We start from the raw sequence: 25,083 nt of genomic DNA, 5'->3' as shown, positions 1-25,083 counted from the left end.
TTCTACATTCTTCATTCTACATCAACTATTTTGCCAAAACAATATTCACAATCCGCTTCGGCACCACGATGATCTTACTTGGTGTTTGACCATCCAATACTTTTTGAACTTGAGCATGAGCTAAAACGCCGGCTTCTACTTCGGCAGGACTTGCTGTAGCCGAGAAAGACAAGGTCAATTTCACTTTTCCATTGAATGAAATCGGATAATTAAATTCATCTTCCACTAAAAAGGCCGAATTGAACTCCGGGAATTTGGCTTGGGAAATACTTCCAGCCTCCCCACCTAATGCTAGCCATAACTCTTCTGCCATGTGAGGCGCATAAGGAGATAATAATAGCACTAAATCCTTTAAAATGGCCTTTTTATGACATTTCAATTGTGTCAAGTCATTGACACAAATCATCAAGGTAGAAACGACTGTATTGAATGAATAACGCTCTAAATCTTCATGTACTTTTCGGATAGCCGTATGTAAAACCTTCAATTCTTCCGGCTTCGCTGGAGCATCTTCCATTTTTACCTTTTGCGTCGTTTCATCAAAGAATAGACGCCATACCTTTCTTAAGAAATTGTGTGAGCCTGAAATACTGTTGGTATTCCATGGTTTAAATTGCTCCAATGGCCCTAAAAACATTTCATAGACACGCAATGTATCTGCTCCATATTTGGCAATCAAATCATCTGGATTTACCACATTGTACTTGGATTTGGACATTTTTTCCACTTCCCAACCACAAACATATTTTCCATCCTCTAAAACAAAAACAGCATCCGCAGGAACATCGTTTCTCGAAGATTTAAATGCCTCCACGTTCAATACATCATTCTCAACAATATTGACATCCACATGCAAGGCTGCTACATCATATTGGTCCTTTAATCCATGAGAAACAAAAGTAGCTGGACTCACATTTTTCACACGGTAGACAAAATTAGATCTACCCTGAATCATTCCTTGATTGATCAATTTTTTGGCAAACTCTTCTTCCTGCACATAGCCCAAATCTTTCAAGAATTTATTCCAAAAACGAGAATACAATAAGTGCCCTGTCGCGTGCTCAGAACCTCCAATGTATAAATCCACGGCTTTCCAATAATTCACCGCCTCTTGAGAAGCGAACTCCTGGTCATTTTTGGCATCCATGTAACGGTACCAGTACCAAGAAGAACCTGCCCAACCTGGCATCGTAGACCATTCATAGTCGTACTGACCTTGGTATTTCCAAACATCTGCCGCACGACCTAATGGTGGCTCGCCAGTTTCTGTAGGTAAATATTTATCAATTTTAGGTAGCTCTAATGGCAATTCACTTTCTTGAATCAAATAAGGCAATAAATCACCTTTAGAATTTGGTTTGAAATATACCGGAACTGGTTCTCCCCAATAACGTTGACGGGAAAATACCGCATTGCGCATACGGTACTGAATTTTACCTTTGCCTATCCCTCTTTCTTCTAACCAAGCAGTAAGAATAGGGGTAGCTTCTTGGTAGGTCTTTCCATTGATCAATTCAGAATTGATGTATTTCCCTTCCTTAGTCGCATCGGCTTGTTTCTCTATATCCTTTTGAGCATCCAAAATCGGAATAATAGGTAGATTAAAATGTGTAGCAAAGTTCCAGTCGCGCTGATCTCCCGAAGGCACACCCATTACCGCTCCAGTTCCATATCCAGCCAATACATAATCAGCCAAATAAATAGGCACACGCTCTCCATTGAATGGATTAATCACATATGATCCAGTAAATACACCGCTCACTTGCTTCACTTCCGAAACGCGATCTAGTTCCGAACGAGATTTCGCCCAAGTCACATAAGCCTCCACAGCCTCTTTTTGCTCTGGTGTAGTCAATTCTTCTACCCACTCATGTTCTGGTGCTAACACCATGAAGGAAACCCCATAAATGGTATCCACACGAGTCGTAAACACTTTGATTTTTTTATGAGAAAGTGCTGGGTTATCTATATCAAAATCAACCTCAGCCCCAATGGATTTTCCAATCCAATTGCGCTGCTGTTCTTTCAATGAATCAGACCAATCCACCTCTTCCAATCCACGCAACAGTCGGTCAGCATAAGCTGTAATACGCATCGACCACTGGCGCATTTTCTTTTGTTCTACGGGATGGCCTCCACGTTCTGAAACACCATCTTTAACTTCATCATTCGCTAAAACGGTCCCTAATGCAGGGCACCAGTTTACTACGGAATCATCCAAAAATGCTAAACGGAAGGCTAATAAATAAGCATACTTTTCTTCTTCTGAATACGCCTTCCACTCTTCTGCACTAATGCGCTTAACCTCTTCATCACAAACGGCTTTTACTCTGATAGAGCCTGATTTTTCAAAAATTTGAATCAAAGAATCGATTGACTCCGCTTTATCAGAAGCCTGGTTGTACCATGAATTGAACAATTGCATGAAAATCCATTGGGTCCACTTATAATATGATGGATCTGAAGTTCTTACCTCTCTATTCCAATCAAAAGAAAAACCCATGTTTTTCAATTGCTCAATGTATCTAGCGATATTTTGCTCAGTAGTTAAGGCAGGATGCTGCCCTGTTTGTATGGCATATTGCTCGGCAGGTAGACCAAAGGAATCAAAACCCATCGGATGTAACACTTCAAATCCCTGCAAACGCTTGTAGCGCGAGATGATATCAGATGCAATGTACCCTAGCGGATGTCCGACGTGTAATCCTGCCCCAGATGGGTATGGAAACATATCCAACACATAATATTTAGGTTTGTTCGGATTTACATTTGCTTGAAAGGTATTATTTGCCTCCCAAAAAGACTGCCATTGCTTTTCAATTTCTCGAAACTGATACTCTGTACGCATAAATTTTTATCATTTTAAAAAAGGAATGCAAATTACGGCTTTTTTATGAAAAAATATTTACTCTACTTTATTGGTAGATTAGATAAACTCTACTATTTTTGTAGGCGATTTTACTTTAGGTCAACCATTATGTCCCAAAATATCCCTTCAAGTCCAGAACCAAAGAGAAACTTCCCCAGTATTTTCAAAGCGGTGCAAACCATTTGGAAACGAGAAAGAAGCATCACCGAGGTCATTATACACATCAGTAATGCTTTGGCTTTAATGATTGTGGGGCATTTATTGTTTACCTATGTGACTTTTGAAAAAATAGAAGTGGTTTTCTCTTCGGTTAATTCTGAAATCCTTTATTATGTTCTGGGAGGCTTTATTGCTCAAATGATTGATGGGGCTTTGGGTATGGCCTATGGAGTTACAGCTACTACCTTTTTGCTTTCAGTGGGTATTTCTCCAGCCGCAGCATCGGCTAGTGTCCATGCTTCCGAAGTATTTACATCGGGTGTTTCGGGTTATATGCACTTGAAATTTGGGAATGTTAATTCCAAGCTTTTTAAAACCTTAGTAATTCCAGGTATCATTGGAGCTATACTAGGCGCTTATGTGATTTCAAGTTTAGAGGATTATGCTGGGTACATCAAGCCAATTGTCTCTATATATACCTTATTTCTTGGAGCTATCATTATTCGTAAGGCATTGATCAAAAGACAAGAAAAACGTCAATTGAAAAAAGTAGGCCTGTTAGCTCTTTTTGGTGGTTACTTAGATTCCATCGGTGGTGGAGGCTGGGGCCCTATCGTTTCTTCTACCTTGATTGCTTCAGGTCGTCATCCCAAATACACCATTGGTAGTGTAAACCTAACCGAGTTTTTTGTATCCTTAGCTTCTTCTTTGACCTTCTTTACGGTCATTGGCTTAGGTTACTGGCAGGTTATCATTGGCTTAATCTTGGGTGGTGTGGTCGCAGCTCCAATTGCAGCCAGGTTGGCCAACAAGCTTCCGATCAAATCCATGATGATTTTAGTAGGTATGGTGATTATTATCGTTAGCCTTCGTCAAATTATCCTTGGGGCTGATAAATTCTTTTAGTCGATCAACAAACGCTTTACTAGGGTCTGACCGGCCAGATTTTGCCAACGGACAAACAAGCTTCCTTGATATCCCTTAGGTATTTGAATGGTCTTGGTTTCTTTGGCTTGAATAGACATAGGATTCATCATGACTCTTCCATGTAAATCCCAAAAGCTTAATTCACCTTCTGCTGCACTCATCACAAAAATGGGGCCTTTGCCTGGATTAGGCCAAACTTGTAAGCCATCTTGATTTAGCTGTTCAGCAACAGGGTTAGTACTTATATTTTCCAACAACTGAACACCACCTGCACCTAAGCCTAAGATAAGATCCATCTTCCCATCCCCATTCCAATCAGCAGCACTAGGCCAAACACGTTCTCCAAAATCAGCCGTCCAAGTAAAAGCTGTTGATCGAGTTGCACTTTTTCCATCCAAACTGTAGTTGATCAATTGTGCTTTACCCATCCGATCAAAAGCGATGCATTCCATTTTTCCATCCCCATCCACATCCAATATGCTAAGACTTTTTGGAATGAAATTTAGGTCTTGAACCAGATTGGCCCAATTGGGATTATCCAAAAGCAATGATTTATCTGTTTTGTATTGATACGACCGTATTCTTCCCGACTTTTCCAAAACCAATAAATCCAATGTTCCATCTTGATTCCAATCCACAAACAAGGGAGTCTCTCCTACTTGAAGAATGGATAAGGGTATTTCTTGCCACTTATTATCAGCAGTATATAAAGCTAATTTGGCTCCCACAAAAGTTTGATATGAAATCAATAATTCTTTCTTTCCATTCCCATCCCATTCCACCACTTGTGGGATAATATCCGTGGCTTGAATTCCGACACTAAAATTACCAAAGTCGCTACTCTTCAAGAGCAAAGAAGCTTGCTGGGCTGTACCTACATTTTCATAATAAGTTAAACTCGCCCGCACACCGCTAGCTCCACGAATACCACTATTTCCAATCAGCAAATCCAAATCTCCATCCCCATCAGCATCCCACCAGAGCGGTGCGGCATTTTCTCCTACATCCAACATTTGATCTTGCATAAAGCCCGAATTCTTTTCCTCCCAAGTAGTACCATCCCACTGATAATAGGCTAATGAGTGTTGGAAATCTTGGCTATACAAAGCATTATCGTAGGTATTACTAGATATCAACAAGTCTAATTTCCCATCGCCATTCACATCTTGGGGAAAAGCAGAGGCAAAAGCACCTACTTGAACGGGGTTTCCTGTTGGAAAATGGTAATTCAACTGACTGAATTGAGGCTTGGATGCCGTTCCCGAATTGATTAAATGAATGAGATTTTGACAAGAAACATGACCAAACAAGAGATCAGGCAAGCCATTTTTGTTGGGCAATAAAGCCAGACTATTCCCTGAATGCATGACTTGATTAGGGCCTTTTACTTGAAAAGGTATGTAGGTCGTGCTGCAAGATTTGCCTAAAACAACATCTTCACAATCATTGTGAATAAAGTCGCCCCAACAATCCACCGTTTTCTTGAATTGAATCAATCCTGAACCTTTGCTTGCTACATTTTCATGAAATTCCACATAATGTCCTGCAGGTTCAAAGGCCAGCACATCGATATCTCCATCGCCATCAACATCACCTATGGCCGGAATATCAGAAGCTGCTACATACAAATTGATTTTTCCCGAAAAACCTTCGGAGTAAACGGGATCAGCTAAGATTTGAAAGGAAACGCTTGCCCCTGGTATTTGCTGGTATATTTTCATACCAGCTGGAGCAGAGCAGAATAAATCTTTCTTTCCATCTCCATTATAATCTACTAGATGAAACCAGTTTTCTATTTTGGGAAAATACGATTCAAATTGAGGACTATATACTTGGGAAATTTGCCCCGAAGCATTTCTACTCCGCAAAAAAGTGCTCAATTTTTGGGTACTCCGATCAAAAATCACCCAATCTTCTAGTCCATCAGCATTCAAATCCATGCTTTCCACTTGCACGGAATTAAAGCCACCAGCCCATGGATTCGCTAAAAACGATTGATTGACTTTAACGGGGATTTGCGAACTTTGCTTCCACGATGGGACCTGGGCAATAATTTCCGAGCTTAGGAATCCAAAAAATAAGAATACTAAAATTTTCATTCGATATTTGTAAGCCAAAAACCCTGGTAATCTAAATTATGATGAAGACCTCTAATGTAACACTTTTAGAAAGATTTTTACAAGCTAGTGGTGTATCTACGGATACTCGCAAGATAGCTCCAGGTAATCTATTCTTTGCTCTAAAAGGTCCCAATTTTAATGCCAACCAATTGGCAGAAGAAGCATTATCCAAAGGTGCTTCATTTGCCGTGATTGATGATGAAGCTTTTGCTCACATCCCGAACACACTCTTGGTGGAGGACGGATTACAAGCTTTGCAAGATTTAGCCAGACTATACCGTCAAACCTTGCGCATTCCAGTCATTGGATTAACAGGGTCAAATGGTAAAACGACCACCAAAGAATTATTATTTTCTGTTCTGTCTCAAAAATTTCACTGCTTTGCTACTACCGGAAATTTAAATAATCACATCGGTGTTCCTCTGTCCATTTTGGCCATACAAGCCAACCATGAAATTGCTGTGATCGAAATGGGGGCCAATAAACAAGGGGACATCGAAGAATTGGTTAACATCGCTCAACCGACACATGGATTAATTACCAACATCGGGAAAGCCCATTTAGAAGGTTTTGGTGGTATCGAAGGAATCAAAAAAGGGAAAGGGGAATTGTTCGACTTTCTAGCTCAGCATGAGGGAACAGTGTTTTTGCCTTATGACAAAAACGTGGTGCATGACATGCATGCAGAAAGAATATTTAAAAGCACGATCATTGCCAATGATTCTTTATATACAGAATTGGTGGAGGCAAAGCCTACGGTGGTTTACCAAACGAAGGATGGCCTACAAGTTCGCAGTCATTTACCAGGCATCTATAATTTTGAAAATATTCAAATGGCATTGGCCGTAGGCAAACATTTTGGTCTAACAGATGAGCAATGTCACGAGGGAATTCGAAGTTATATTCCCACCAACCACCGTTCTCAATACATCCACATTGGTAGCAACCAAGTATTGATGGATGCTTACAATGCCAATCCATCGTCGATGGCGGCTGCCATCCAACATTTTGCTGAGACAGAAAACAATCCAAAAATTGTTATACTCGGTGATATGTTCGAATTGGGAGATGCTTCTGCGGAAGAACATGCAGCTTTGGGTGCGTTGATAGCCCAACAAGGATTTGATAAAGTCTTATTGGTTGGTCAACACATGCAACATGCCTTGATTCATTTACCTAAGGCCTATTATTTTCCTGATAAATTTGGCCTTCACAATTGGCTGCAAGATCATCCCATTAAAAACAGTTATTTATTAGTGAAAGGCTCTCGAGGTATTTCATTAGAAAGTGTATTGCCCTTTTTGGAATAATATCCAGAGAATTTAAATGTATCAGATCTATTTAAAATCAACCCATGTCACCCATCAATTGGCAACCTGATTTTCTTGAAAATGAAACCGTTCGACTTAAACCTTTAGGTCCGAATGATTTTGAGATATTGTATGCGGTGGCATCAGATCCTTTGATTTGGGAGCAACATCCTAGTTCCGATCGTTATCGAAGAGAAGTATTTCAATTGTTTTTTGATGGAGCAGTCGCTAGTCAAACTGCATTTTTGATACTGGATTCCCAAAGTAATGTAGTGATAGGATCCACACGCTTTTATGATTTTAAGCCAGAAAATTCCAGCATTTCGATTGGCTTTACCTTTCTTTCTAGAGCCTATTGGGGAGGAAAAACGAATGCCATCTGCAAGAAGCTTTTACTGGATTATGCATTCCAATATGTGGATCAGGTGTATTTTCACATTGGGGCAAACAATATGCGCTCACAAAAGGCCATTAAAAAATTGGGCACCCAAAAAATAAAAGAAGTAGATTTTGACCATTATGGCAATAAGGTATTGCATTTCGAATACGGTATCTCAAAACAAGACTGGTTAGAGCGATTAAATGATGAATAAAATCATACGTATTCACTCATTTAAAGCCATTTAAAAACGTTTGAAAACCTATTCATTCCTTTTGAGTTCCTTTAAATAACTAACATTTCCTCTTTACCAAAAAAAGAACTAATTTTGCACTTTATTAAGAAAATTCAATTCAACATCATACACAATGGCATCACAATCCGGTACTTACGTACCATTTAAAGTTAAAGACATTGCATTGGCCGACTGGGGTCGTAAAGAGATTCAATTAGCAGAAGCAGAAATGCCAGGATTAATGGCTTTACGTGCTGAATTTGGAAAAGCTCAACCTTTAAAAGGAGCACGCATCGCAGGATGTTTGCACATGACTATCCAAACAGCGGTTTTGATTGAAACATTAACTGCTTTAGGAGCGGAAGTTACTTGGTCTTCTTGTAACATTTTCTCTACACAAGATCACGCAGCAGCAGCTATTGCAGCAGCGGGTATCCCTGTTTATGCTTGGAAAGGTATGAACGAAGAAGAATTCAACTGGTGTATTGAGCAAACATTGTTTTTCGGAGAAGAAAAACAACCATTGAACATGATTTTGGATGATGGTGGTGATTTAACCAACATGGTATTTGATGAGTATCCAGAATTAATCCCTGGCATCAAAGGACTTTCTGAGGAAACAACTACGGGTGTTCACCGTCTATACGAGCGTATGAAAAATGGTACTTTATTCTTACCAGCGATCAACGTGAACGACTCTGTAACCAAATCAAAATTTGATAATAAATACGGCTGTAAAGAGTCATTAGTCGATGCGATTCGTCGTGCTACCGACTTAATGTTAGCTGGTAAAGTAGCTGTTGTAGCAGGATATGGTGACGTAGGAAAAGGTAGTGCAGAATCATTACGTGGTGCTGGTTGCCGTGTATTGGTTACTGAAATTGACCCAATCTGTGCACTGCAAGCTGCTATGGACGGTTTTGAGGTTGTAACGATGGATGAAGCGGCCAGTCGTGCCAACATCTTTGTTACAGCAACGGGTAACGTGAAAATCATTCGTGATCGTCACTTCAAAGCGATGAAGGATAAGGCTATTGTTTGTAACATTGGTCACTTTGATAATGAAATTGACATGGCTTGGTTAAATGATAACTACGGTGCATCAAAAGACCAAATCAAACCACAGGTTGACATGTATACGATTGATGGAAAAAACATCATCGTTTTAGCAGAAGGACGTTTGGTAAACTTAGGTTGTGCGATGGGTCACCCATCTTTTGTGATGTCGAACTCATTCTGTAATCAAACTTTAGCTCAATTAGAACTTTGGGCTAATTCAGCGAATTACGAGAACAAAGTATACATTCTTCCTAAGCATTTGGATGAGAAAGTAGCTTTCTTACACTTGGCACACATTGGTGCTAAATTGGAGAAATTAGAGAAAGATCAAGCGGAATACATTGGTGTACCTCAAAATGGTCCATTCAAGCCAGAGCATTACCGTTACTAGTCTTTTTTGAGATTATATTTCAAAAGCCACCTTCGCAAGAGGGTGGCTTTTTTGCTTTCAAGTGATTCTTGGGCTACTTTTACTTTTAAACTTCCCATGACCAATGACTGAATATCCCAATCCGGACTATTATTTTAAAGTGGAGTATGGAAAACTTGAGATGTCTTTTCTGGAGATTAATGGTTTAGATGCTACATCAAATGGCAAGAAAGGTTCTACAATTGAACTAAGTAAAGGCCTTTGCCCCAATAATAGTTTATTTGAAAGCTTGATATTGTCGAATTTCAGTAGAGGTTTAGACAAAAAAATACACGTTAAAACGCTCAAGATTACATTAATGAATACCAATAGAGAGGCTATCCGTATTTGGGAATATATGAATTCTTATCCTACAACATGTAAAATATCAAATTATGAAACAGAATCAGGCTATTGTGTCATTGATAGACTAATATTTAACTATAATTACTGGACCCGTAAACTTTAATATATAGATTTTGACATCTAAATTTTAAAATTCAACATGCTAAAGAAACTTTCCTTTCTATTACTATTTTCATTTAGCCTCTCTGCCCAAAAGTTCAGTCATGCGGATAGTTTGCGGGGCAGTTTACGGCCTGCGCGTACTTCCTATGATGTGCTGCACTATGATTTGAAAGTGAAGGTCGACCCCGAGAAAACCTACATCACGGGCTCCAATATCATCCAGTTTGTAGTCAAAGAAAAGACAAAACAAATCCAAGTAGATCTGTTCTCCAACTTGACCATTGACCAAATTGTATTTGAAAACAAAGCCCTAACATACCGTCGAGATGGCAACGCTATTTTCATCGATTTCCCTCGAGTTTTACTAGTTAAACAAAAACATCAGATTCAAATTTCCTACCAAGGTCAACCGCGCAAGGCTGTTCGCCCACCTTGGGATGGTGGTTTTTCTTGGACCAAAGATCCAGCAGGTAAACCTTGGGTAACGGTTTCCTGTGAAGGCCTAGGTGCTTCAGTTTGGTGGCCATGCAAGGACCATCCAGGGGATGAACCCGAATCCATGGATATTCGTATCGAGGCCCCAAAAGGCCTAATGGCAGTTTCTAATGGTAATCTAGTGGCAAGCACACCCACTCCATTCGGTACAGAATATCATTGGAAAGTGCAATACCCCATCAATACCTATAATGTTTCTGTTAACATTGCCGACTATGCCCATTGGTCAGAAAAGATGATTCAATTGAATGGCAAGCCCTTGGATTTGGATTATTACGTCCTTCAAAGCAATGCTGAAATAGCTAAAAAACATTTCCAGCAGAGTCAAGAAATGCTGCGCATCTTTGAAAAGTACTTTGGCCCCTACCCTTTCCCTAAAGATGGCTATGCGCTTGTAGAAACGGATTATTGGGGAATGGAGCATCAAAGTGCTGTGGCCTATGGCAATCATTACAAAAACAATGCCTATGGCTTTGATTTCATCATCGTACATGAGTCGGCCCATGAGTGGTTTGGGAATTCCATCTCTTGCACGGATCATGCCGACTTGTGGATTCATGAAGCCTTGGGAACCTATGCTGAAGCCATTTATTTGGAAGAAAAATCAGGTAAGGAGCAGGCTCAGTCCTATTTGAACGGGCAAAAAAACAACATCAAAAATCGCTTCCCCATCATTGGCCCTTATGGTGTCAATTACCAAAGTCCAGATTCTGATATGTATTTCAAAGGTACGTGGATGTTTCATACTTTACGGTCCATCGTGGCAGATGATAAGCTTTGGTTCAGCACCATCAAAGACTTTTGTTTGACCTTCTACCATAAAAATACGAATGCCGAGGAAGTGCTTAATTTCTTTGAAAAGAAGTTGAATCGAAATGTCAAAGCCATCATGTCCTATTACCTGAATCGGGCAGATATTCCTACTTTGGTATATCAACTGAAGGAAGCTAACGGTACGTATACTTTACGCTACAAATGGAAAAATGTACCTGGGGAAATTGACTTACCCATTGAAATAAAACATAAAGAAGGATTGGGTGAAAGAATCCATCCGACAGACACTTGGCAACAAATAAAGCTAACCGAAGCACCCGAATGGGACTTTGAGCATTTTTTATTCCAAGTAGAAAAGCAAATTTAATCGGGGAATTCTGAACAAAAACCGCTATTTTTGCGGTCAATATTTAATAGCATCTTATGAAATTTGGCGTAGTAGTATTTCCTGGTTCCAATTGCGATGATGATACCGTTGGGGTCATTGAAAGTTTAGGTCATCAAGCTGTGAAGCTTTGGCATAAAGAAACCAGTCTTCAAAACTGTGATTTCATCATTTTACCGGGTGGATTCTCGTATGGCGACTACTTACGTTCAGGTGCCATTGCCCGCTTTTCGCCGATCATGGATAATGTCATCAAGCATGCCAATGATGGTGGATATTTGATGGGTATTTGCAACGGGTTCCAAGTATTAGTAGAGGCACACTTGTTGCCAGGAGTTTTATTGAGAAACAATTCTCAAAAATTCATCTCAAAGAACATATATCTAAAGGCAGCCACAAATCAATCCTTGATTACACAGTCATTAGATCTTAACAAAGCATATAAAGTGCCTATCGCCCATGCGGAAGGACGTTATTTCGCGGATGAAAAGACATTGGAAGATTTAAAAGCCCATGATCAAATCTTATTCTACTATTGTGATGAAAATGGCCAAGTAAATGACACTGCAAATCCTAACGGCAGTTTATTTAACATCGCAGGTATTTGCAATGAGGGTCGTAATGTGATCGGTATGATGCCTCACCCTGAGCGCGCAGCTGATCCAGATTTAGCTAATATCGATGGCTTAGAGATTTTGAAGCAGCTGGTTTTGTAAATTATGAATTATAAATTATAAATTATTGAATAGTAAAAAAGCCCCGAAATTCGGGGCTTTTTTACTATTCAATATTGGGTATATTATTATTCTATTGGGGCTTATTGGTTCAGGTGAAACGATTTTCCATCATCTATATCTAATCACTAATTAAACCCTTGTCATTTATAATCTATAATTTACAACTTACCTCAAATCATTCACCTCCACCCCAGGGTATTGCTTTTTATCAAAGGTAAAAAACTTATCATCCAAGGATTTAGATTCTATTTTCAATACTTTGAAATTTTGCTTCTTTCCTGCTTTATTGATAATTGTCCATTCCTTCACCGCATTGTCTGCTTTGTTTATTTTAATGCTGATTTTCTGCATTTGTGCATTTTTAGACGTAGGCACCAATTCTACGGTGGCAATAGATCCTGCCTCACCAGCTAAAGAGATTTTATAGGCTTTTTTATCAAAAGAATAAATCTTAGCCGGATTCAAATCATTATCTGCTGGATCAAAGGCCGAAACGTTCACCTCATTGATTTCTTTAATGTAAGTGGACACTTCCTTGCCATTGTTGAAAATCTCTTGCCCAGCGGTCTTTAAACGAAATTTAGTTCCTTTTACCGAAATGGATCCATTCATGGGTGCACCTCCATCGGTAGCATATGAAAAGCTCGCTGCAAAAGAAGACATAGCTTTGTACTTTTTTTGCATCCCATCGATGTAACTAATGGCTTTAGTGGCTTGCGCAAAACTGATGGTACTCATACATACTCCGGCAATAATAGCAATAATTTTCTTCATGGTTATGTTATAAATTTCTCAAAATCTCTTCTAATTCTGTTTCACTTTTTACTAGCACATCTCGGGCCTTGGAACCTCCAAATGAACCTACTATACCGGCAGCTTCTAACTGATCGATCAACCTACCTGCACGATTATAGCCCAATTTCAATTTACGTTGTATCAAAGATGTTGACCCTTGCTGATGCATCACTACCAATCGAGCAGCTTCATCAAAAAAGGAATCACGATTACTCAAATCCATATCGCCACGTTCTTGGCCACCCGTTTCCTCCGAATCTGGCTCAGGTAACAAATACGCCGAAGCATAGCCCTGCTGATTACCAATGAACTCACAAATTTCTTCTACCTCTGGCGTATCTACAAAAGCACACTGCAAGCGTATCACCTCAGAACCCATGGATAATAACATATCTCCTTGACCGACCAATTGATCCGCTCCACCCGCATCCAAAATCGTTCTGGAGTCGATTTTCGACATCACCTTAAAGGATAAACGAGCAGGGAAGTTGGCCTTAATAGTACCTGTAATGACGTTCACCGATGGACGCTGAGTAGCCACGACCAAGTGTATACCAATAGCTCGAGCTAACTGAGCCAAACGTGCAATAGGATGCTCTACCTCTTTTCCTGCGGTCAACATCAAGTCGGCCAACTCATCAATCACCAACACGATGTAAGGCATGAAGTCATGATCATTCGGATTCAAACGACGATTGATGAACTTCTGATTGTATTCTTTGATATTCCGACAGCCCGCATCTTTCAATTTATCATAACGCAAGTCCATTTCCTTACACAAGGAATTTAAGGTACTAACCACCTTTTTGGTATCAGTAATTATGGCCTCTTCGGAATCAGGAAGGCAAGCCAAGAAATGTCTTTCTAGCTTATTGAATAAAGATAATTCAACCTTCTTGGGATCTACCAACACAAACTTCAAAGTAGCTGGATGCTTCTTGTAGATCAGTGAAGTTAATAGCATATTCAAACCAACCGACTTCCCTTGTCCAGTAGCACCCGCCATCAATAAGTGAGGCATTTTGGCTAAATCAGCCACAAAAATCTCATTGGAAATGGTTTTACCTAAGGTGACAGGCAGGTCAAAGTTCGACTTTTGGAATTTCTCAGAGCCAATCACTGCACGTACAGGTACCATTTCACGGTTCTTATTCGCTACTTCAATACCAATGGTATTCTTTCCTGGCATTTGACCAATAATACGAACACCCATCGCTGCCAAAGAAAGAGACAAATCATCTTCCAAGGAAGTAATTTTACTGACACGAACTCCTGCTTTGGGAACAATCTCATACAAGGTTACCGTTGGTCCAATCGTCGCCTCAATCTTGGATATTCCAATGCCATAATACTGAAGTGTCTCCACGATTTTCTCCTTGTTCTCCTTCAGCTCATCCATGGTTACTTGAGTTGTCTGATTTTTCACATCATACTCCTTCAGTAAATCCAAGGTTGGGTATTGGTACTTAGGTAAATCGGCCGTAGGATCATATAATCCAAACTGCGCCACTAGATCATTCGCTTTGGTTTCCGTGGTCAATTCTTCCACCTCTTCCACAGGTGCATTAGGATCAACTTCAGCCACTTTGTAGGTAAAAGTTAAATCTTCTTCTACAGGAACTTCTGGGACATCCTGAGTAGCTAATTCCTCATCTAAGTCCAATTCTTCTACATCTGAATTCACCTTTAATGGAGGAACGATGGGTCTAAATTTCTCCAGATCATCATTATCCACATGAATGCTTGGATCTTCATCAAATAAATCTTCTTCAAAAAGTGCATCTTCCTCATTAGGAACCAAAGGCATTTGTGCTGCCTCGTCTGCGCTTGGTGCATCTGGCACAGCTGATGCTTTAGGCTTAGGATTTAATTGGTAGAATAAAATCATGAAGACTAAACCAGCAAACAGTATCACAAAAATAGACATGTAACCAATCAACTGATGCAGTTTCTCATTCAAGAAAAAACCAACGCCTCCGCCTAATGAATGTGGTAAATCCAATTGATAGGATAAAAAGCCCGCCACCAAACTGCCCCAAATCACATAAAAAAGCACTTGCCAAGATAGGCGATCAACCGAATAAATCTCTTTTCTAAAACCTACTTTTAAGGCTGATAATAAAAACAAAGGAATCAATAAGACTGATGACCAACCAAAGGTTCTAAACAGAAAGAAATGTGCAATTTTGGCCCCTAAAAGACCTGCCAAGTTTTTCACAGGGATGTCCGAACCTTCTATCACATCCAAGGTGCTCCGCTCCACTTCACTTTGATCCGCTACCCCCATAAAAAAGCTAGAAGCAAAGGCTACGGCCAATAATATACTTGTTAGGAATAGAAAACTAGCGACAATGAGGCGGATACGGCCCGACAATTCACTCCTCTTTACAGATTCCTTATTGCTATCCTTCTCAAAATTCAGTTGGAGGGTATTGCTAGGACTAGTAATCTTTTTGGCCATAAAGGTGTAGGATGAATGCTTTGTGTAAATTTCGCTTTTTTGATTCGATTTACAAAATCATTTTTATAGTCCGGATTGAATGATTCCTTGATTGATTTTTTTGACTAAACTAGGGCCTTCATAGATAAAACCTGTATAGACTTGAACTAGGCTCGCTCCTGCCCTTAACTTATCCAAAGCATCCTCCGCTGAATGTATCCCCCCTACGCCTATGATGGGTATTTTACCATTGGAATGCTGATGCAAATAGGCAATTACCTCGGTCGAGCGTTGGGTCAAAGGCTTACCACTCAAACCTCCCGTTTCTTGGGTTAAACTCGACTCAGACTGCAATCCTTCTCTGGAAAGCGTCGTATTGGTTGCAATGATTCCTGCCAAATTCGTTTCTTGAACAATTTCCAAGACATCATCCAATTGCGCATTAGATAAATCTGGGGCAATTTTCAATAAGATAGGTTTGGGACTAGGTTTAAGCGCATTCAAGGCTTGTAAACGACTTAATAATTTCTTGAGTGGTTCTTTTTCTTGTAAATCGCGTAGATTAGGGGTATTGGGTGAACTTACATTCACTACAAAATAATCCACCACATCAAATAAAGCCTCAAATCCTAAGCAATAATCTTCTTCTGCCAATTCATTGGGAGTCACTTTATTTTTTCCCAAATTCCCTCCAACGATAACCTTTGAAGTTCGTTTCGCCAATCGGGCTTTCATGGCATCCAATCCTTCATTATTAAATCCCATGCGATTGATCAAAGCACCATCTGCAGGTAAACGGAATATTCGTGGCTGAGGATTACCATCCTGAGCTTTAGGTGTAACCGTTCCCACTTCGATAAATCCAAAACCCAAATTGGAAAATTCATCAACCAAAGCAGCATTTTTATCAAATCCTGCTGCCAATCCAACAGGATTTGGAAATTGTATACCAAAAACCGTACGTGTTAATCGAGGATCTTCCAACTGAAATAAAGAACGAAAGATGGATTTCACTCCAGGAATCTTCATCATCCAGCGTAAACTATCAGCCACTACATAATGAGCTTTTTCGGGACTCAATAAAAATAAGAGGGGCTTAATGATGGATTGATAAATCATAGAAGGAATTTAATGTACCTCAAAAATACAAAAAATGGGCTAGATTGAGGAAAATCTTCTCCATAAAATCCAAATTTTGTCTCCAAATTCAATTTTCTTCCTACCTCAATTGCTACTCTTAAAAAAAAGGCTAATTTTAAATATCATTCGTAATATCAAGCATTTAAAAAATATAAAAGCCTATGTTAAGTCGTGTTGCTAACTCCGTTTATTGGATGAATCGATACATTGAAAGAGCGGATAATTATGCCCGCTTTATCTCGGTGAATTTCAACCTTGCTTTAGACCTTCCTCCCAATGTTCCCGAACAATGGGAACCGCTCATTGTGGCCACTGCCGACCATTTCAATTTCTTTGAGCATTATTCGGAGGCTAGTCGAGAGAACGTATTACACTACATGACGTTTGATATTAAAAATCCTAATTCCATCATTTCATGCCTTTATTGCGCACGTGAAAATGCACGGACCATCCGGGAAAGTATTTCCAAAGAGATGTGGGAATATGTCAATCAAATTTATTGGAAAGTAAAAGACAAGGTAGAAGGCAGTAAAAACTGGGAAATTTCTCGTTACCAAGGCTTTTTAGAAGAAATCAAATCGGGTAGTCAATTGTTTTACGGCATTGTCGATTCTACCATCACCCGAGGTGAAGCTTGGCATTTTGGACAATTGGGCAAGTTGTTGGAGCGGGCCGACAAGACCACTCGTTTTTTAGATGTGAAGTACTTTACGCTTTTACCAGACATCAATGAAATTGGTTCTCCTTTGGACCTACTACTTTGGTCAGCCGTATTAAAGTCGGTTTCAGCGTACAACATGTTTCGTCAGCAGTATAAGGTGGTTAATCCTACGCACATTGTGGAGTTTTTAATATTAGACAAAAACTTCCCTCGTTCGGTGGTACATTGTTTGAAAGAGGCACAAGCTTCACTTTATGATATCTCGGGTACCTCTTCCGACAATGGGTTTTCCAATCCAGCAGAGAAGAAACTATCCAAACTCCTTTCTGAAGTAGAATTCACAGAGATTGATGACATCTTAAATACAGGTCTCCATCAATATCTAGATAATTTTCAAATCAAAAATAATGAAGTAGGGGAAACGATATTCAATACTTATTTTGACCTTAAACCGGTCAGCTAAGCCTTGGCTTAGTTTAAAATTTGTATTTTTGCGCACATTTTTGATTTGCATCACATGACATTTTGCCTAGGAATTAAGGTTAAAGAAGGTTTAGTAGCTATTGCCGATACTCGCATTACTGCTGGTAACGAAGTTTACTCGAATAAAAAGATTTCTATTCACGAAATACAAAATCACAGCTTATTCATCATGACGGCGGGTTTACGGTCTGTTCGGGATAAAGCGGTCACGTATTTTAATCAAGCCATTGAAAAGGAAGAAGCTACTTATGACTTTATGTTTGAAGCAGCTACCGCCTTTGGTAATATGCTGAAAAAGGTAGCATCGGAAGATCGAGATTCATTAGAAAAAGAAGGGTACCATTTTAATCTCCATGCCCTAGTAGGAGGACAAATGTGCCAAGATAAAGAACACAAGCTCTTTTTGATTTTCCCAGAAGGTAATTGGATAGAAATCAATGAAGGATTGAAATATCAAATCATTGGTAATTCCAATTATGGCAAGCCATTGCTTAACCGCAATTTAACCGCTGAAACATCTTTAAAAGATGCCCTAAAAATGGGTTTTCTTTCCTTTGATGCCACACAGGTAAGCTCCAATGACGTAGATTATCCAATTGATGTGGTGGTATACGAAAAGAATAGTTTTCATGCCAAAGAGATCCGATTAAGCAAAGAAGACATGCAAAACATTTCGGATGATTGGAACATAGCCTTGCGTAAGTCATTGGAAGGAATCGATGAAAAATGGATGGAAAACCTCATTTCCCTTAGCCCCAAGCCTGCATGATCGCGCACATTCAACACCGTTTGAATTATCGATATAGTGAACTCGTAACACTAGATCCGCATGTCTTGTATTTACATCCTAGGAAGAGCTCCATGCTTTCAGTCAATTCCTTCAACTTGGATATCCAACCATTGCCTGTTCAAATTTCAAAAAACCTGGACCCCGAAGGAAACATTCAAAACATTTTGTATTTCAAGCAGCCTACGGATCAGCTTAGCATATACATGGAAGCGGTAGTAGAAACCACCGAATTTAATCCATTTGACTTTGTTTACTTCCCATTTGAAAGTCAAAAACTGCCCCTAATTTACAGCCCTAGCTATCAGCGAACTTTAAGTCCATACCTAGCTCAAGATACTGTAAGTCCAGAAATTGACCTTTGCGCCCAGCAATTAGCCAAAGCTGTACTTTGGGATACTTCCGCCTTTCTTTCGGCGGTCAATGAATTTATATTCCAAAACTTTGCCTACGAAATCCGAGAAGAAGGTGCACCGCATAGTCCAGAAATAACTTTACAAAACAGAAAAGGTTCTTGTCGGGATTACGCTGTCTTATTCGCAGCATTATGTCGAGCTATGGGACTTGCTACCCGCTTTGTTTCTGGCTATTACATTGGAGTTGCCCCTGTGGATGTACCCAATCAAACCCACCATTTGCATGCTTGGGTAGAGGTCTATTTACCTGGTGGAGGCTGGAGAGGTTATGATCCAACCCAGCATGAAGTAGTCTCAGGCAATCATATTCCATTGGCAGCCTCTTGCCTTCCAGAAGAAATCACACCAGTGTATGGCACTTACCGAGGTATTGCTATTTCTAGTTTGGAAACGGAAGTAAAAATAGAAAGAATCTAGCCCACCAATAATTGGGCCAATAAATAATCAGCAATTAATACCGCAATACAAGAGTTGGTCACTGCAGCTGTACTGGCTTTTCCTACTTCATAGGCCCCACCTTTGGTATAAAAACCTTGAAAAGAAGCGATAGAAGCAATCAAGAAGGCAAATACCACCGATTTCACCAAAGCAAAAAACATGTAATTCCCTTTGAATTGGAACTGAATACCATGAATGTATTCTTGGGGAGAAATGGCCCCTGTTAACCATCCTGCAATATATCCTCCATAAATTCCTAAGAAACAAGCTAGTGTAACTAGCATAGGAAATGTAATAACGGAAGCCAATATTTTAGGTAATACCAAATAAGACTGAGAGTTAATTCCCATCACTTCCAAGGCATCAATTTGCTCGGTAATGCGCATGGTGCCTAATTGGCCCGCAATGCTGGAACCTACTTTACCACTCAACACCACACAAGTGATGGTTGGACCTAATTCCAATAAAGTTGAATCGCGAACAATCAAACTGATAATATACTGCGGAACAAAAGGATTGTCCATATTGGCTGCCGTTTGAACACAAGTAACTGCCCCTAAAAAGGAAGCCACAATGGTTACAATCAACAAGGAGTTTATCCCAATATCCATACATTCCTGAATCACCAAAGATACATAGACCCTAAATTTCTCAGGATTTGTAAAAAGCTTACCAAGGAAGATTAAATATTTGCCTAATTTTGACATGCGTTGTATTAATTGAGCGCAATAAGATTCAAATATAATGAACAAAACGGTAGTAATCAGCGGAGGTAGTCAGGGAATTGGTAAAGCCTTAGTGAAAAAATTCATTTCGGAGGGTTTTAAGACCTTTACCTGCTCTCGAAAAGCGGCTAGTTTAGCAGCGCTAAGCGAAGAAATAAACAGTCCTTTACTCCATACTTTTGTGGCCGATCTCAGTCAAAAAGATCAAACACAGGCTTTTGCTCAATTTGTGTTAGCACAAAGTTCCCAGGTAGATGTATTGATCAATAATGCTGGATTTTTCCTTCCTGGACAAATTCAAAATGAGGAAGAAAATGTGTTAGAGCGACAAATTGAGACCAATTTATATTCGGCTTATCATTTGACCAGAGCCTTGTTGCCAAGTTTCCAAGCCCAGCAATCAGGTCATATTTTCACCATTTGTTCTACTGCCTCTATCACAGCTTATACCCAAGGTGGCTCGTATTGCATCAGTAAATTTGCACTCCTAGGTTTCACCAAAGTATTAAGAGAAGAATTAAAGACACAGGGAATCAAAGTGACCGCTATATTACCGGGTGCTACCTTAACTCCTTCCTGGGATGGAGTCGATTTACCTGCAAGCCGATTTATTCCAGCCGATGATATTGCCTCGACCATTTGGGCTGCTTACCAAATGGCCCCTTCTACCGTATTAGAAGAAATTTTGATTCGTCCACAACTTGGAGATATTGATTTAGACTAATGAAACAAGTATTTAGCGCTACGTATACCTTAGAAGATTTACCCGCAGTGGTAAAAGATTGGTTAGCTATTAGCTCCCAATTCCCTTCTGTTTGTCTATTTCGTGGACAAATGGGAGCAGGAAAGACCACCTTAATCAAAGAATTGGGCAAACAGTTGGGCGTTTTACAATCAGTACAAAGCCCTACCTTTTCCTTGGTCAATGAATACCAAAATGCAGCTGGTAATATCATATACCACTTTGACCTATACCGATTGAAAAATGTTCGAGAAGCTTTGGACATTGGTATTGAAGAATACCTAGATTCTGGTCATCTTTGTTTAATCGAATGGCCAGAGCAAGCCGAAGAATTGTGGGATTTTCCCCACATAGAAATAAATATTAGTACCCAAGATGAAAAGCACCGTCATCTTACAGCAATTTGGCACGAATGATGGAATCTAATCCTTTTCAGGAATTATTAGCACAACAAGGCATCATGCCCATGGAGGCGATGGCATGGACCAAACAAAATGCACGTAGTATTTTGATTGGTATACCTAAGGAACATGCCAAATATGAAAACCGAATTGCTCTTAGTCCACATGCGGTCCAATTATTAGTAGCCAATGGACATGAAGTAGTGGTAGAAAAATCCGCTGGAGAGCGTTCAGGCTTTTCGGATGCCGATTATTTGTTAGCCGGTGCATCTGTGACAGAAGATACTGCACAAGTTTGGCAGTCACCCTTGGTAATTAAAATTAGCCCGCCGAGTGAAAAGGAGATTGAATTAATGAAAGTGGGCAATTGCCTGATATCTTGTGCTTCCTACCATCATTTGACGGTGGAAATCATTGATAAATTAATTCAAAAGAAAATCTTAGCCATTGGTTTGGAATATGCCGAAGATAATGGAGGCGGATTTCCTTTTGTAAAAATCATGGCCGAAATAGCGGGGCAATTAATTTTACCTATCGCTTCAGAAATATTACGCAAGGAGCATCAGCCGGGTATTTTATTAGGCAATGTAACAGGAGTTCCGCCTTGCAAAATGGTGCTTTTAGGTTCCGGACAAGTAGTAGAGCAAGCTGCTCGTGCAGCCTGGCATGCGGGTATTCAAGTACAGGTTTTCGATAAAGACATCTATAAATTACAGCGTTTGAAGCAAAGTTTAGGCTTTCCGCTCATCACCCAAGTGATTGATTCGGAGAACTTACCCAAAGCCTTGCAAGAAGCTCAAGTGATTGTAGGTGCCTTACGTTCAGATAATGGCATTACGCCTTGCATTGTAACCGAAGAAATGGTGAGCAAGCTAAAAGAAGGTACGCTAATCATGGATGTTTGCATCGATCAAGGAGGCTGTTTTGAGACATCTTTTACTACCAATTTGGGAAATCCTACATTTACCAAACATGGAGTCATTCATTATTGTGTACCTAATATTCCTTCTCAGGTAAGTCAAACCGCTAGTTTAGCCATCAGCAATCTGATTACTTCTTTTTTACTGAAAGCAGGTAAAACGGGAGGTGTAGAAGAAATGCTCTGGCAAGGAAAATCCTTCATGAAGGGCGTATATGCCTATAAAGGTTACATCACGCATCCTATGATCGGCAAGTTATTTCACAAAGCTGTCAAAGACATCCAATTATTATTACTAAGTAAGAGTTAACATTATGATTGAAGATTATCAAGCCCTGTCTAACGCACCCAACTCCCCCGACTTGAATGGCAAGTACTTGGGTTTAATTTCCAGTGATTTTATCTTGGTTTCCGAACTCTTGAAAGAGGCTTCCTACCAAATCAAGAAAAGAGGCTTTTCCGATTTCCCTGTTTTTGTTACCTCTCAAAGACCGATTGAGATTGGTCAAAAATTGATTGGTGTGAATGAAATGAATGGCAACAAATGGAATTACCATGCTTCTACCTTGGAAGAATTTCTTCAAAGAGGTTTGGTGGCGGAAGAAAATAAAGAGCTATTTGTTCAAAACTACAAGGACATCGAAGAATTCGCTTGCCTTTTCGTAGTCGATGGCCAGTTTACGAATTTTGTGTTTATTCCGTTCCCGGAGGAAATGGACAATGTAGAATGAAGAATTTATAGGATTGACAATTCAGTCGGTCAGCACGAGCGAAAGGTGATGAGCGCAGCGATAGACGAGATTTTGACCTCAGCATGAGCGATGTGCGTCGGCGTCAAAAATATAGGCGATAGCGGAGTGAATCACGGTTTCGCGAAGCGAAATTCGCCTTTGCTTAACGACAAAAAAAGAAGTTTTTTTGTTTCTTTTTTTTCAAAAAAAGAAATACCATGGTAAGTTAAGTTCCATAAAAAGAATTGTTAAAAAAGTTCATGCAAGTGCTTTTCTTAGTTAAATAGCTCATTGGTCTTTCTTTTTTTTCATAAAAAAAGAAACAAAAAAAACAGAAGAAATACGGTTAATCCAAAGACGAATTCCTCTACGCGGAACCGATTGTCTCTCCGCTTACGGCTTTAATCTTTGACGCTTACACACATGGCCTATGCGCAGGGTCAAATATCCGCCTGCCGCTTCGCTCAAGCTTCGTTCCAATCTTTCGTGAGGATTAACCGTTCAATGTAGAATTTGTAGGATTGACAATACAGTCGGTCAGCACGAGCGAAAGGTGATGAGCGCAGCGATAGACGAGGTTTTGACCTCAGCATGGGAGATGTGCGTCGGTGTCAAAAATATAGGCGATAGCGGAGTGAATCACGGTTTCGCGAAGCGAAATTCGCCTTTGCTGAACGACAAAAAAAGAAGTTTTTTTGTTTCTTTTTTTTCAAAAAAAGAAATACCATGGTAAGTTAAGTTCTATAAAAAGAATTGTTAAAAAAGTTTATTCAAGTACATTTCTTAGTTAAAAATCTCATTGGTATTTCTTTTTTTTCATAAAAAAAGAAACAAAAAAAAACAGAAGAAGGACGGTTAATCCCAAGACGAATTCCGCTCCGCGGAACCGATTGTCTCTCCGCTTACGGCTTTAATCTTTGACGCTTACACACATGGCCTATGCGCATGGTCAAATATCCGCCTGCCGCTTCACTCAAGCTTCGTTCCAATCTTTCGTTGGGATTAACCTCACAATGTAGAATTTTTGATAGAAAATACCGTCGGTCAGCAGGAGCGAAATGTGATTAAGGTCAAGAATCATTTTCAAAATAATTCTTCATTCTACATTCTTCATTCTACATTCCCTTATTCAGCGGATGAAAATCCCTTACCATCTGACTTAAATAAGCCCGATCTAAATGGGTATAAATTTCTGTAGTCAGGATGGATTCGTGGCCCAGCATTTCTTGCACAGCACGAAGATCAGCTCCCCCTTCAATTAAATGGGTTGCAAAGGAATGTCGGAAAGTATGTGGACTAATGGATTTTTCAATGCCAGCTTTGGCAGCTAAGTCTTTACAAATAATAAAGACCATCACCCGACTCAAAGCACCTCCTCGCCTATTCAAAAAGACTACATTCAAAGCTTCCTTCTTGACGGGTATTTGTGACCTAACCGATTCTAAATAGATTTTCAAATAACGAAAAGCATCTTTCCCAGCTGGCACCAATCGTTCCTTATCCCCTTTGCCACGTACTTTCAAAAAACCTATATCCTCATACACATCCGTCAATTTCAAGTGGGTCAACTCAGAAACCCGCATACCGGCACCGTACAACATTTCCAACATAGCCCGATTGCGCACTCCCTCGGGGGTCGACATATCATTTTGTTCCAAAATCAGATTGATTTCGTCAAAAGAGAGTGTATCTGGGAGTTTCCGACCTTGCTGTGGACTCTTAATATGCAAGGTAGGATCTTGCTGAATGCTTCCTTCAAACTGAAGAAAATGAAAAAATGAACGGATACCTGACAAACACCTAGCCTGCGTACTTGCCTCGATGCCCAATCCGTGCAAATCTTTCAAAAATGCCAAGAGATGTGCTTCTTCAACTTCAGCAATGGCTAAGTCATCACCTAAACTGCTAGCCAAATAAGTGGCTAGTTTGCTAACATCCCGTAAGTATGCTTCATGCGAATGGCCCGACAAGCCTCGCTCAATCTTTAAATAGTTTCCAAACGATTGGATTTCCTTTTCCCACATGGGCTTTTTATTGAAACAAACATGTAAATTTAGAAGAATTACGTAATTTTAAACC

General features: G+C 39.8%; 21 protein-coding genes. 14 read left to right on the top strand and 7 right to left on the bottom strand.

All coding sequences use genetic code 11. The annotated features are described in order from the left end of the window. Window positions 1-25: 25 nt before the first annotated feature. Complete coding sequence (gene leuS, locus EWU22_RS06670; RefSeq protein WP_130924927.1) at window positions 26-2,848, bottom strand: leucine--tRNA ligase; 2,823 nt, start codon at window positions 2,846-2,848, stop codon at window positions 26-28. A 129-nt stretch (window positions 2,849-2,977) separates the two neighbouring features. On the opposite strand from leuS, the gene EWU22_RS06665 reads away from it, so the two are divergent. Continuing rightward, window positions 2,978-3,934, top strand: a complete 957-nt coding sequence (locus EWU22_RS06665; protein WP_226998279.1) for a sulfite exporter TauE/SafE family protein — start codon at window positions 2,978-2,980, stop codon at window positions 3,932-3,934. On the opposite strand, the gene EWU22_RS06660 is transcribed toward EWU22_RS06665, so the two are convergent. After that, a complete protein-coding gene (locus EWU22_RS06660) occupies window positions 3,931-6,054 on the bottom strand; it encodes an FG-GAP repeat domain-containing protein (protein WP_130924926.1) in 2,124 nt (707 codons plus the stop codon). The genes EWU22_RS06665 and EWU22_RS06660 overlap by 4 nt on opposite strands. A 38-nt stretch (window positions 6,055-6,092) precedes the next feature. Here EWU22_RS06660 and EWU22_RS06655 point away from each other — a divergent pair, with 38 nt between their 5' ends. The 6 genes from EWU22_RS06655 to purQ all read left to right on the top strand — a co-directional run bounded on the left by EWU22_RS06655 (window position 6,093) and on the right by purQ (window position 12,305). Beyond that, window positions 6,093-7,385 (top strand): UDP-N-acetylmuramoyl-tripeptide--D-alanyl-D-alanine ligase, encoded by a 1,293-nt coding sequence (locus EWU22_RS06655; RefSeq protein ID WP_317127106.1) that lies wholly within the window; start codon window positions 6,093-6,095, stop codon window positions 7,383-7,385. A 44-nt stretch (window positions 7,386-7,429) separates the two neighbouring features. Next, window positions 7,430-7,978, top strand: a complete 549-nt coding sequence (locus EWU22_RS06650; protein ID WP_130924925.1) for a GNAT family N-acetyltransferase — start codon at window positions 7,430-7,432, stop codon at window positions 7,976-7,978. Window positions 7,979-8,132: 154 nt separating this feature from the next. Continuing rightward, window positions 8,133-9,449: an adenosylhomocysteinase gene (gene ahcY / locus EWU22_RS06645; protein ID WP_130924924.1), complete on the top strand. Its 1,317-nt coding sequence runs from the start codon at window positions 8,133-8,135 to the stop codon at window positions 9,447-9,449. Between the two features lie 103 nt (window positions 9,450-9,552). Beyond that, entirely contained in the window at window positions 9,553-9,936 is a 384-nt protein-coding gene (locus EWU22_RS06640; protein WP_130924923.1) for a hypothetical protein, read from the top strand. Between the two features lie 36 nt (window positions 9,937-9,972). Beyond that, window positions 9,973-11,571 carry a M1 family metallopeptidase gene (locus EWU22_RS06635; protein ID WP_130924922.1) on the top strand — a complete coding sequence of 533 codons (1,599 nt, stop codon included), beginning with the start codon at window positions 9,973-9,975 and terminating at the stop codon, window positions 11,569-11,571. Window positions 11,572-11,627: 56 nt separating this feature from the next. Further along, window positions 11,628-12,305, top strand: coding sequence for a phosphoribosylformylglycinamidine synthase I (gene purQ / locus EWU22_RS06630; protein WP_130924921.1), 678 nt, complete (start codon window positions 11,628-11,630; stop codon window positions 12,303-12,305). A 186-nt stretch (window positions 12,306-12,491) separates the two neighbouring features. Here the strand turns inward: purQ and EWU22_RS06625 are convergent, their stop codons facing one another. The 3 genes from EWU22_RS06625 to EWU22_RS06615 all read right to left on the bottom strand — a co-directional run bounded on the left by EWU22_RS06625 (window position 12,492) and on the right by EWU22_RS06615 (window position 16,677). After that, window positions 12,492-13,100, bottom strand: coding sequence for a LolA family protein (locus EWU22_RS06625; protein WP_130924920.1), 609 nt, complete (start codon window positions 13,098-13,100; stop codon window positions 12,492-12,494). Between the two features lie 7 nt (window positions 13,101-13,107). Next, window positions 13,108-15,582: an FtsK/SpoIIIE family DNA translocase gene (locus EWU22_RS06620; protein WP_130924919.1), complete on the bottom strand. Its 2,475-nt coding sequence runs from the start codon at window positions 15,580-15,582 to the stop codon at window positions 13,108-13,110. A 63-nt stretch (window positions 15,583-15,645) separates the two neighbouring features. Beyond that, window positions 15,646-16,677 carry a quinone-dependent dihydroorotate dehydrogenase gene (locus tag EWU22_RS06615; protein ID WP_130924955.1) on the bottom strand — a complete coding sequence of 344 codons (1,032 nt, stop codon included), beginning with the start codon at window positions 16,675-16,677 and terminating at the stop codon, window positions 15,646-15,648. 185 nt (window positions 16,678-16,862) lie between these two features. Here EWU22_RS06615 and EWU22_RS06610 point away from each other — a divergent pair, with 185 nt between their 5' ends. Genes EWU22_RS06610 through EWU22_RS06600 form a run of 3 tightly spaced genes read left to right on the top strand, consistent with a single transcriptional unit; the run spans window position 16,863 to window position 19,465 of the window. Further along, window positions 16,863-17,825: an alpha-E domain-containing protein gene (locus EWU22_RS06610; RefSeq protein WP_130924918.1), complete on the top strand. Its 963-nt coding sequence runs from the start codon at window positions 16,863-16,865 to the stop codon at window positions 17,823-17,825. A gap of 54 nt (window positions 17,826-17,879) precedes the next feature. Next, window positions 17,880-18,614 carry a peptidase gene (locus tag EWU22_RS06605; RefSeq protein ID WP_109322537.1) on the top strand — a complete coding sequence of 245 codons (735 nt, stop codon included), beginning with the start codon at window positions 17,880-17,882 and terminating at the stop codon, window positions 18,612-18,614. Next, window positions 18,611-19,465: a transglutaminase family protein gene (locus EWU22_RS06600; RefSeq protein ID WP_130924917.1), complete on the top strand. Its 855-nt coding sequence runs from the start codon at window positions 18,611-18,613 to the stop codon at window positions 19,463-19,465. The genes EWU22_RS06605 and EWU22_RS06600 overlap by 4 nt, the downstream gene beginning before the upstream one ends. On the opposite strand, the gene EWU22_RS06595 is transcribed toward EWU22_RS06600, so the two are convergent. Further along, the gene (locus EWU22_RS06595) at window positions 19,462-20,193 is read right to left on the bottom strand and encodes an MlaE family ABC transporter permease (RefSeq protein WP_109322535.1); all 732 of its coding nucleotides are present in this window, start codon (window positions 20,191-20,193) and stop codon (window positions 19,462-19,464) included. The genes EWU22_RS06600 and EWU22_RS06595 overlap by 4 nt on opposite strands. A gap of 37 nt (window positions 20,194-20,230) precedes the next feature. On the opposite strand from EWU22_RS06595, the gene EWU22_RS06590 reads away from it, so the two are divergent. Genes EWU22_RS06590 through EWU22_RS06575 form a run of 4 tightly spaced genes read left to right on the top strand, consistent with a single transcriptional unit; the run spans window position 20,231 to window position 23,004 of the window. Continuing rightward, the gene (locus tag EWU22_RS06590) at window positions 20,231-20,935 is read left to right on the top strand and encodes an SDR family oxidoreductase (RefSeq protein WP_130924916.1); all 705 of its coding nucleotides are present in this window, start codon (window positions 20,231-20,233) and stop codon (window positions 20,933-20,935) included. Beyond that, entirely contained in the window at window positions 20,935-21,369 is a 435-nt protein-coding gene (gene tsaE / locus EWU22_RS06585; protein WP_130924915.1) for a tRNA (adenosine(37)-N6)-threonylcarbamoyltransferase complex ATPase subunit type 1 TsaE, read from the top strand. The genes EWU22_RS06590 and tsaE overlap by 1 nt, the downstream gene beginning before the upstream one ends. Then, window positions 21,366-22,583, top strand: a complete 1,218-nt coding sequence (locus EWU22_RS06580; RefSeq protein ID WP_130924914.1) for an alanine dehydrogenase — start codon at window positions 21,366-21,368, stop codon at window positions 22,581-22,583. Before tsaE ends, EWU22_RS06580 begins: the two co-directional genes overlap by 4 nt. A gap of 4 nt (window positions 22,584-22,587) precedes the next feature. Continuing rightward, the gene (locus EWU22_RS06575; RefSeq protein WP_109322531.1) at window positions 22,588-23,004 is read left to right on the top strand and encodes a hypothetical protein; all 417 of its coding nucleotides are present in this window, start codon (window positions 22,588-22,590) and stop codon (window positions 23,002-23,004) included. Window positions 23,005-24,119: 1,115 nt separating this feature from the next. Here the strand turns inward: EWU22_RS06575 and xerD are convergent. Next, entirely contained in the window at window positions 24,120-25,028 is a 909-nt protein-coding gene (gene xerD / locus EWU22_RS06570; protein ID WP_130924913.1) for a site-specific tyrosine recombinase XerD, read from the bottom strand. Window positions 25,029-25,083: the final 55 nt, after the last annotated feature.

The sequence above is a fragment of the Aquirufa nivalisilvae genome, assembly GCF_004307455.1.
In the GTDB taxonomy this organism is placed as follows: domain Bacteria; phylum Bacteroidota; class Bacteroidia; order Cytophagales; family Spirosomataceae; genus Aquirufa; species Aquirufa nivalisilvae.
Note: the sequence above shows the minus strand (reverse complement) of the source record. Positions and strands in the feature narration are given on the sequence as shown.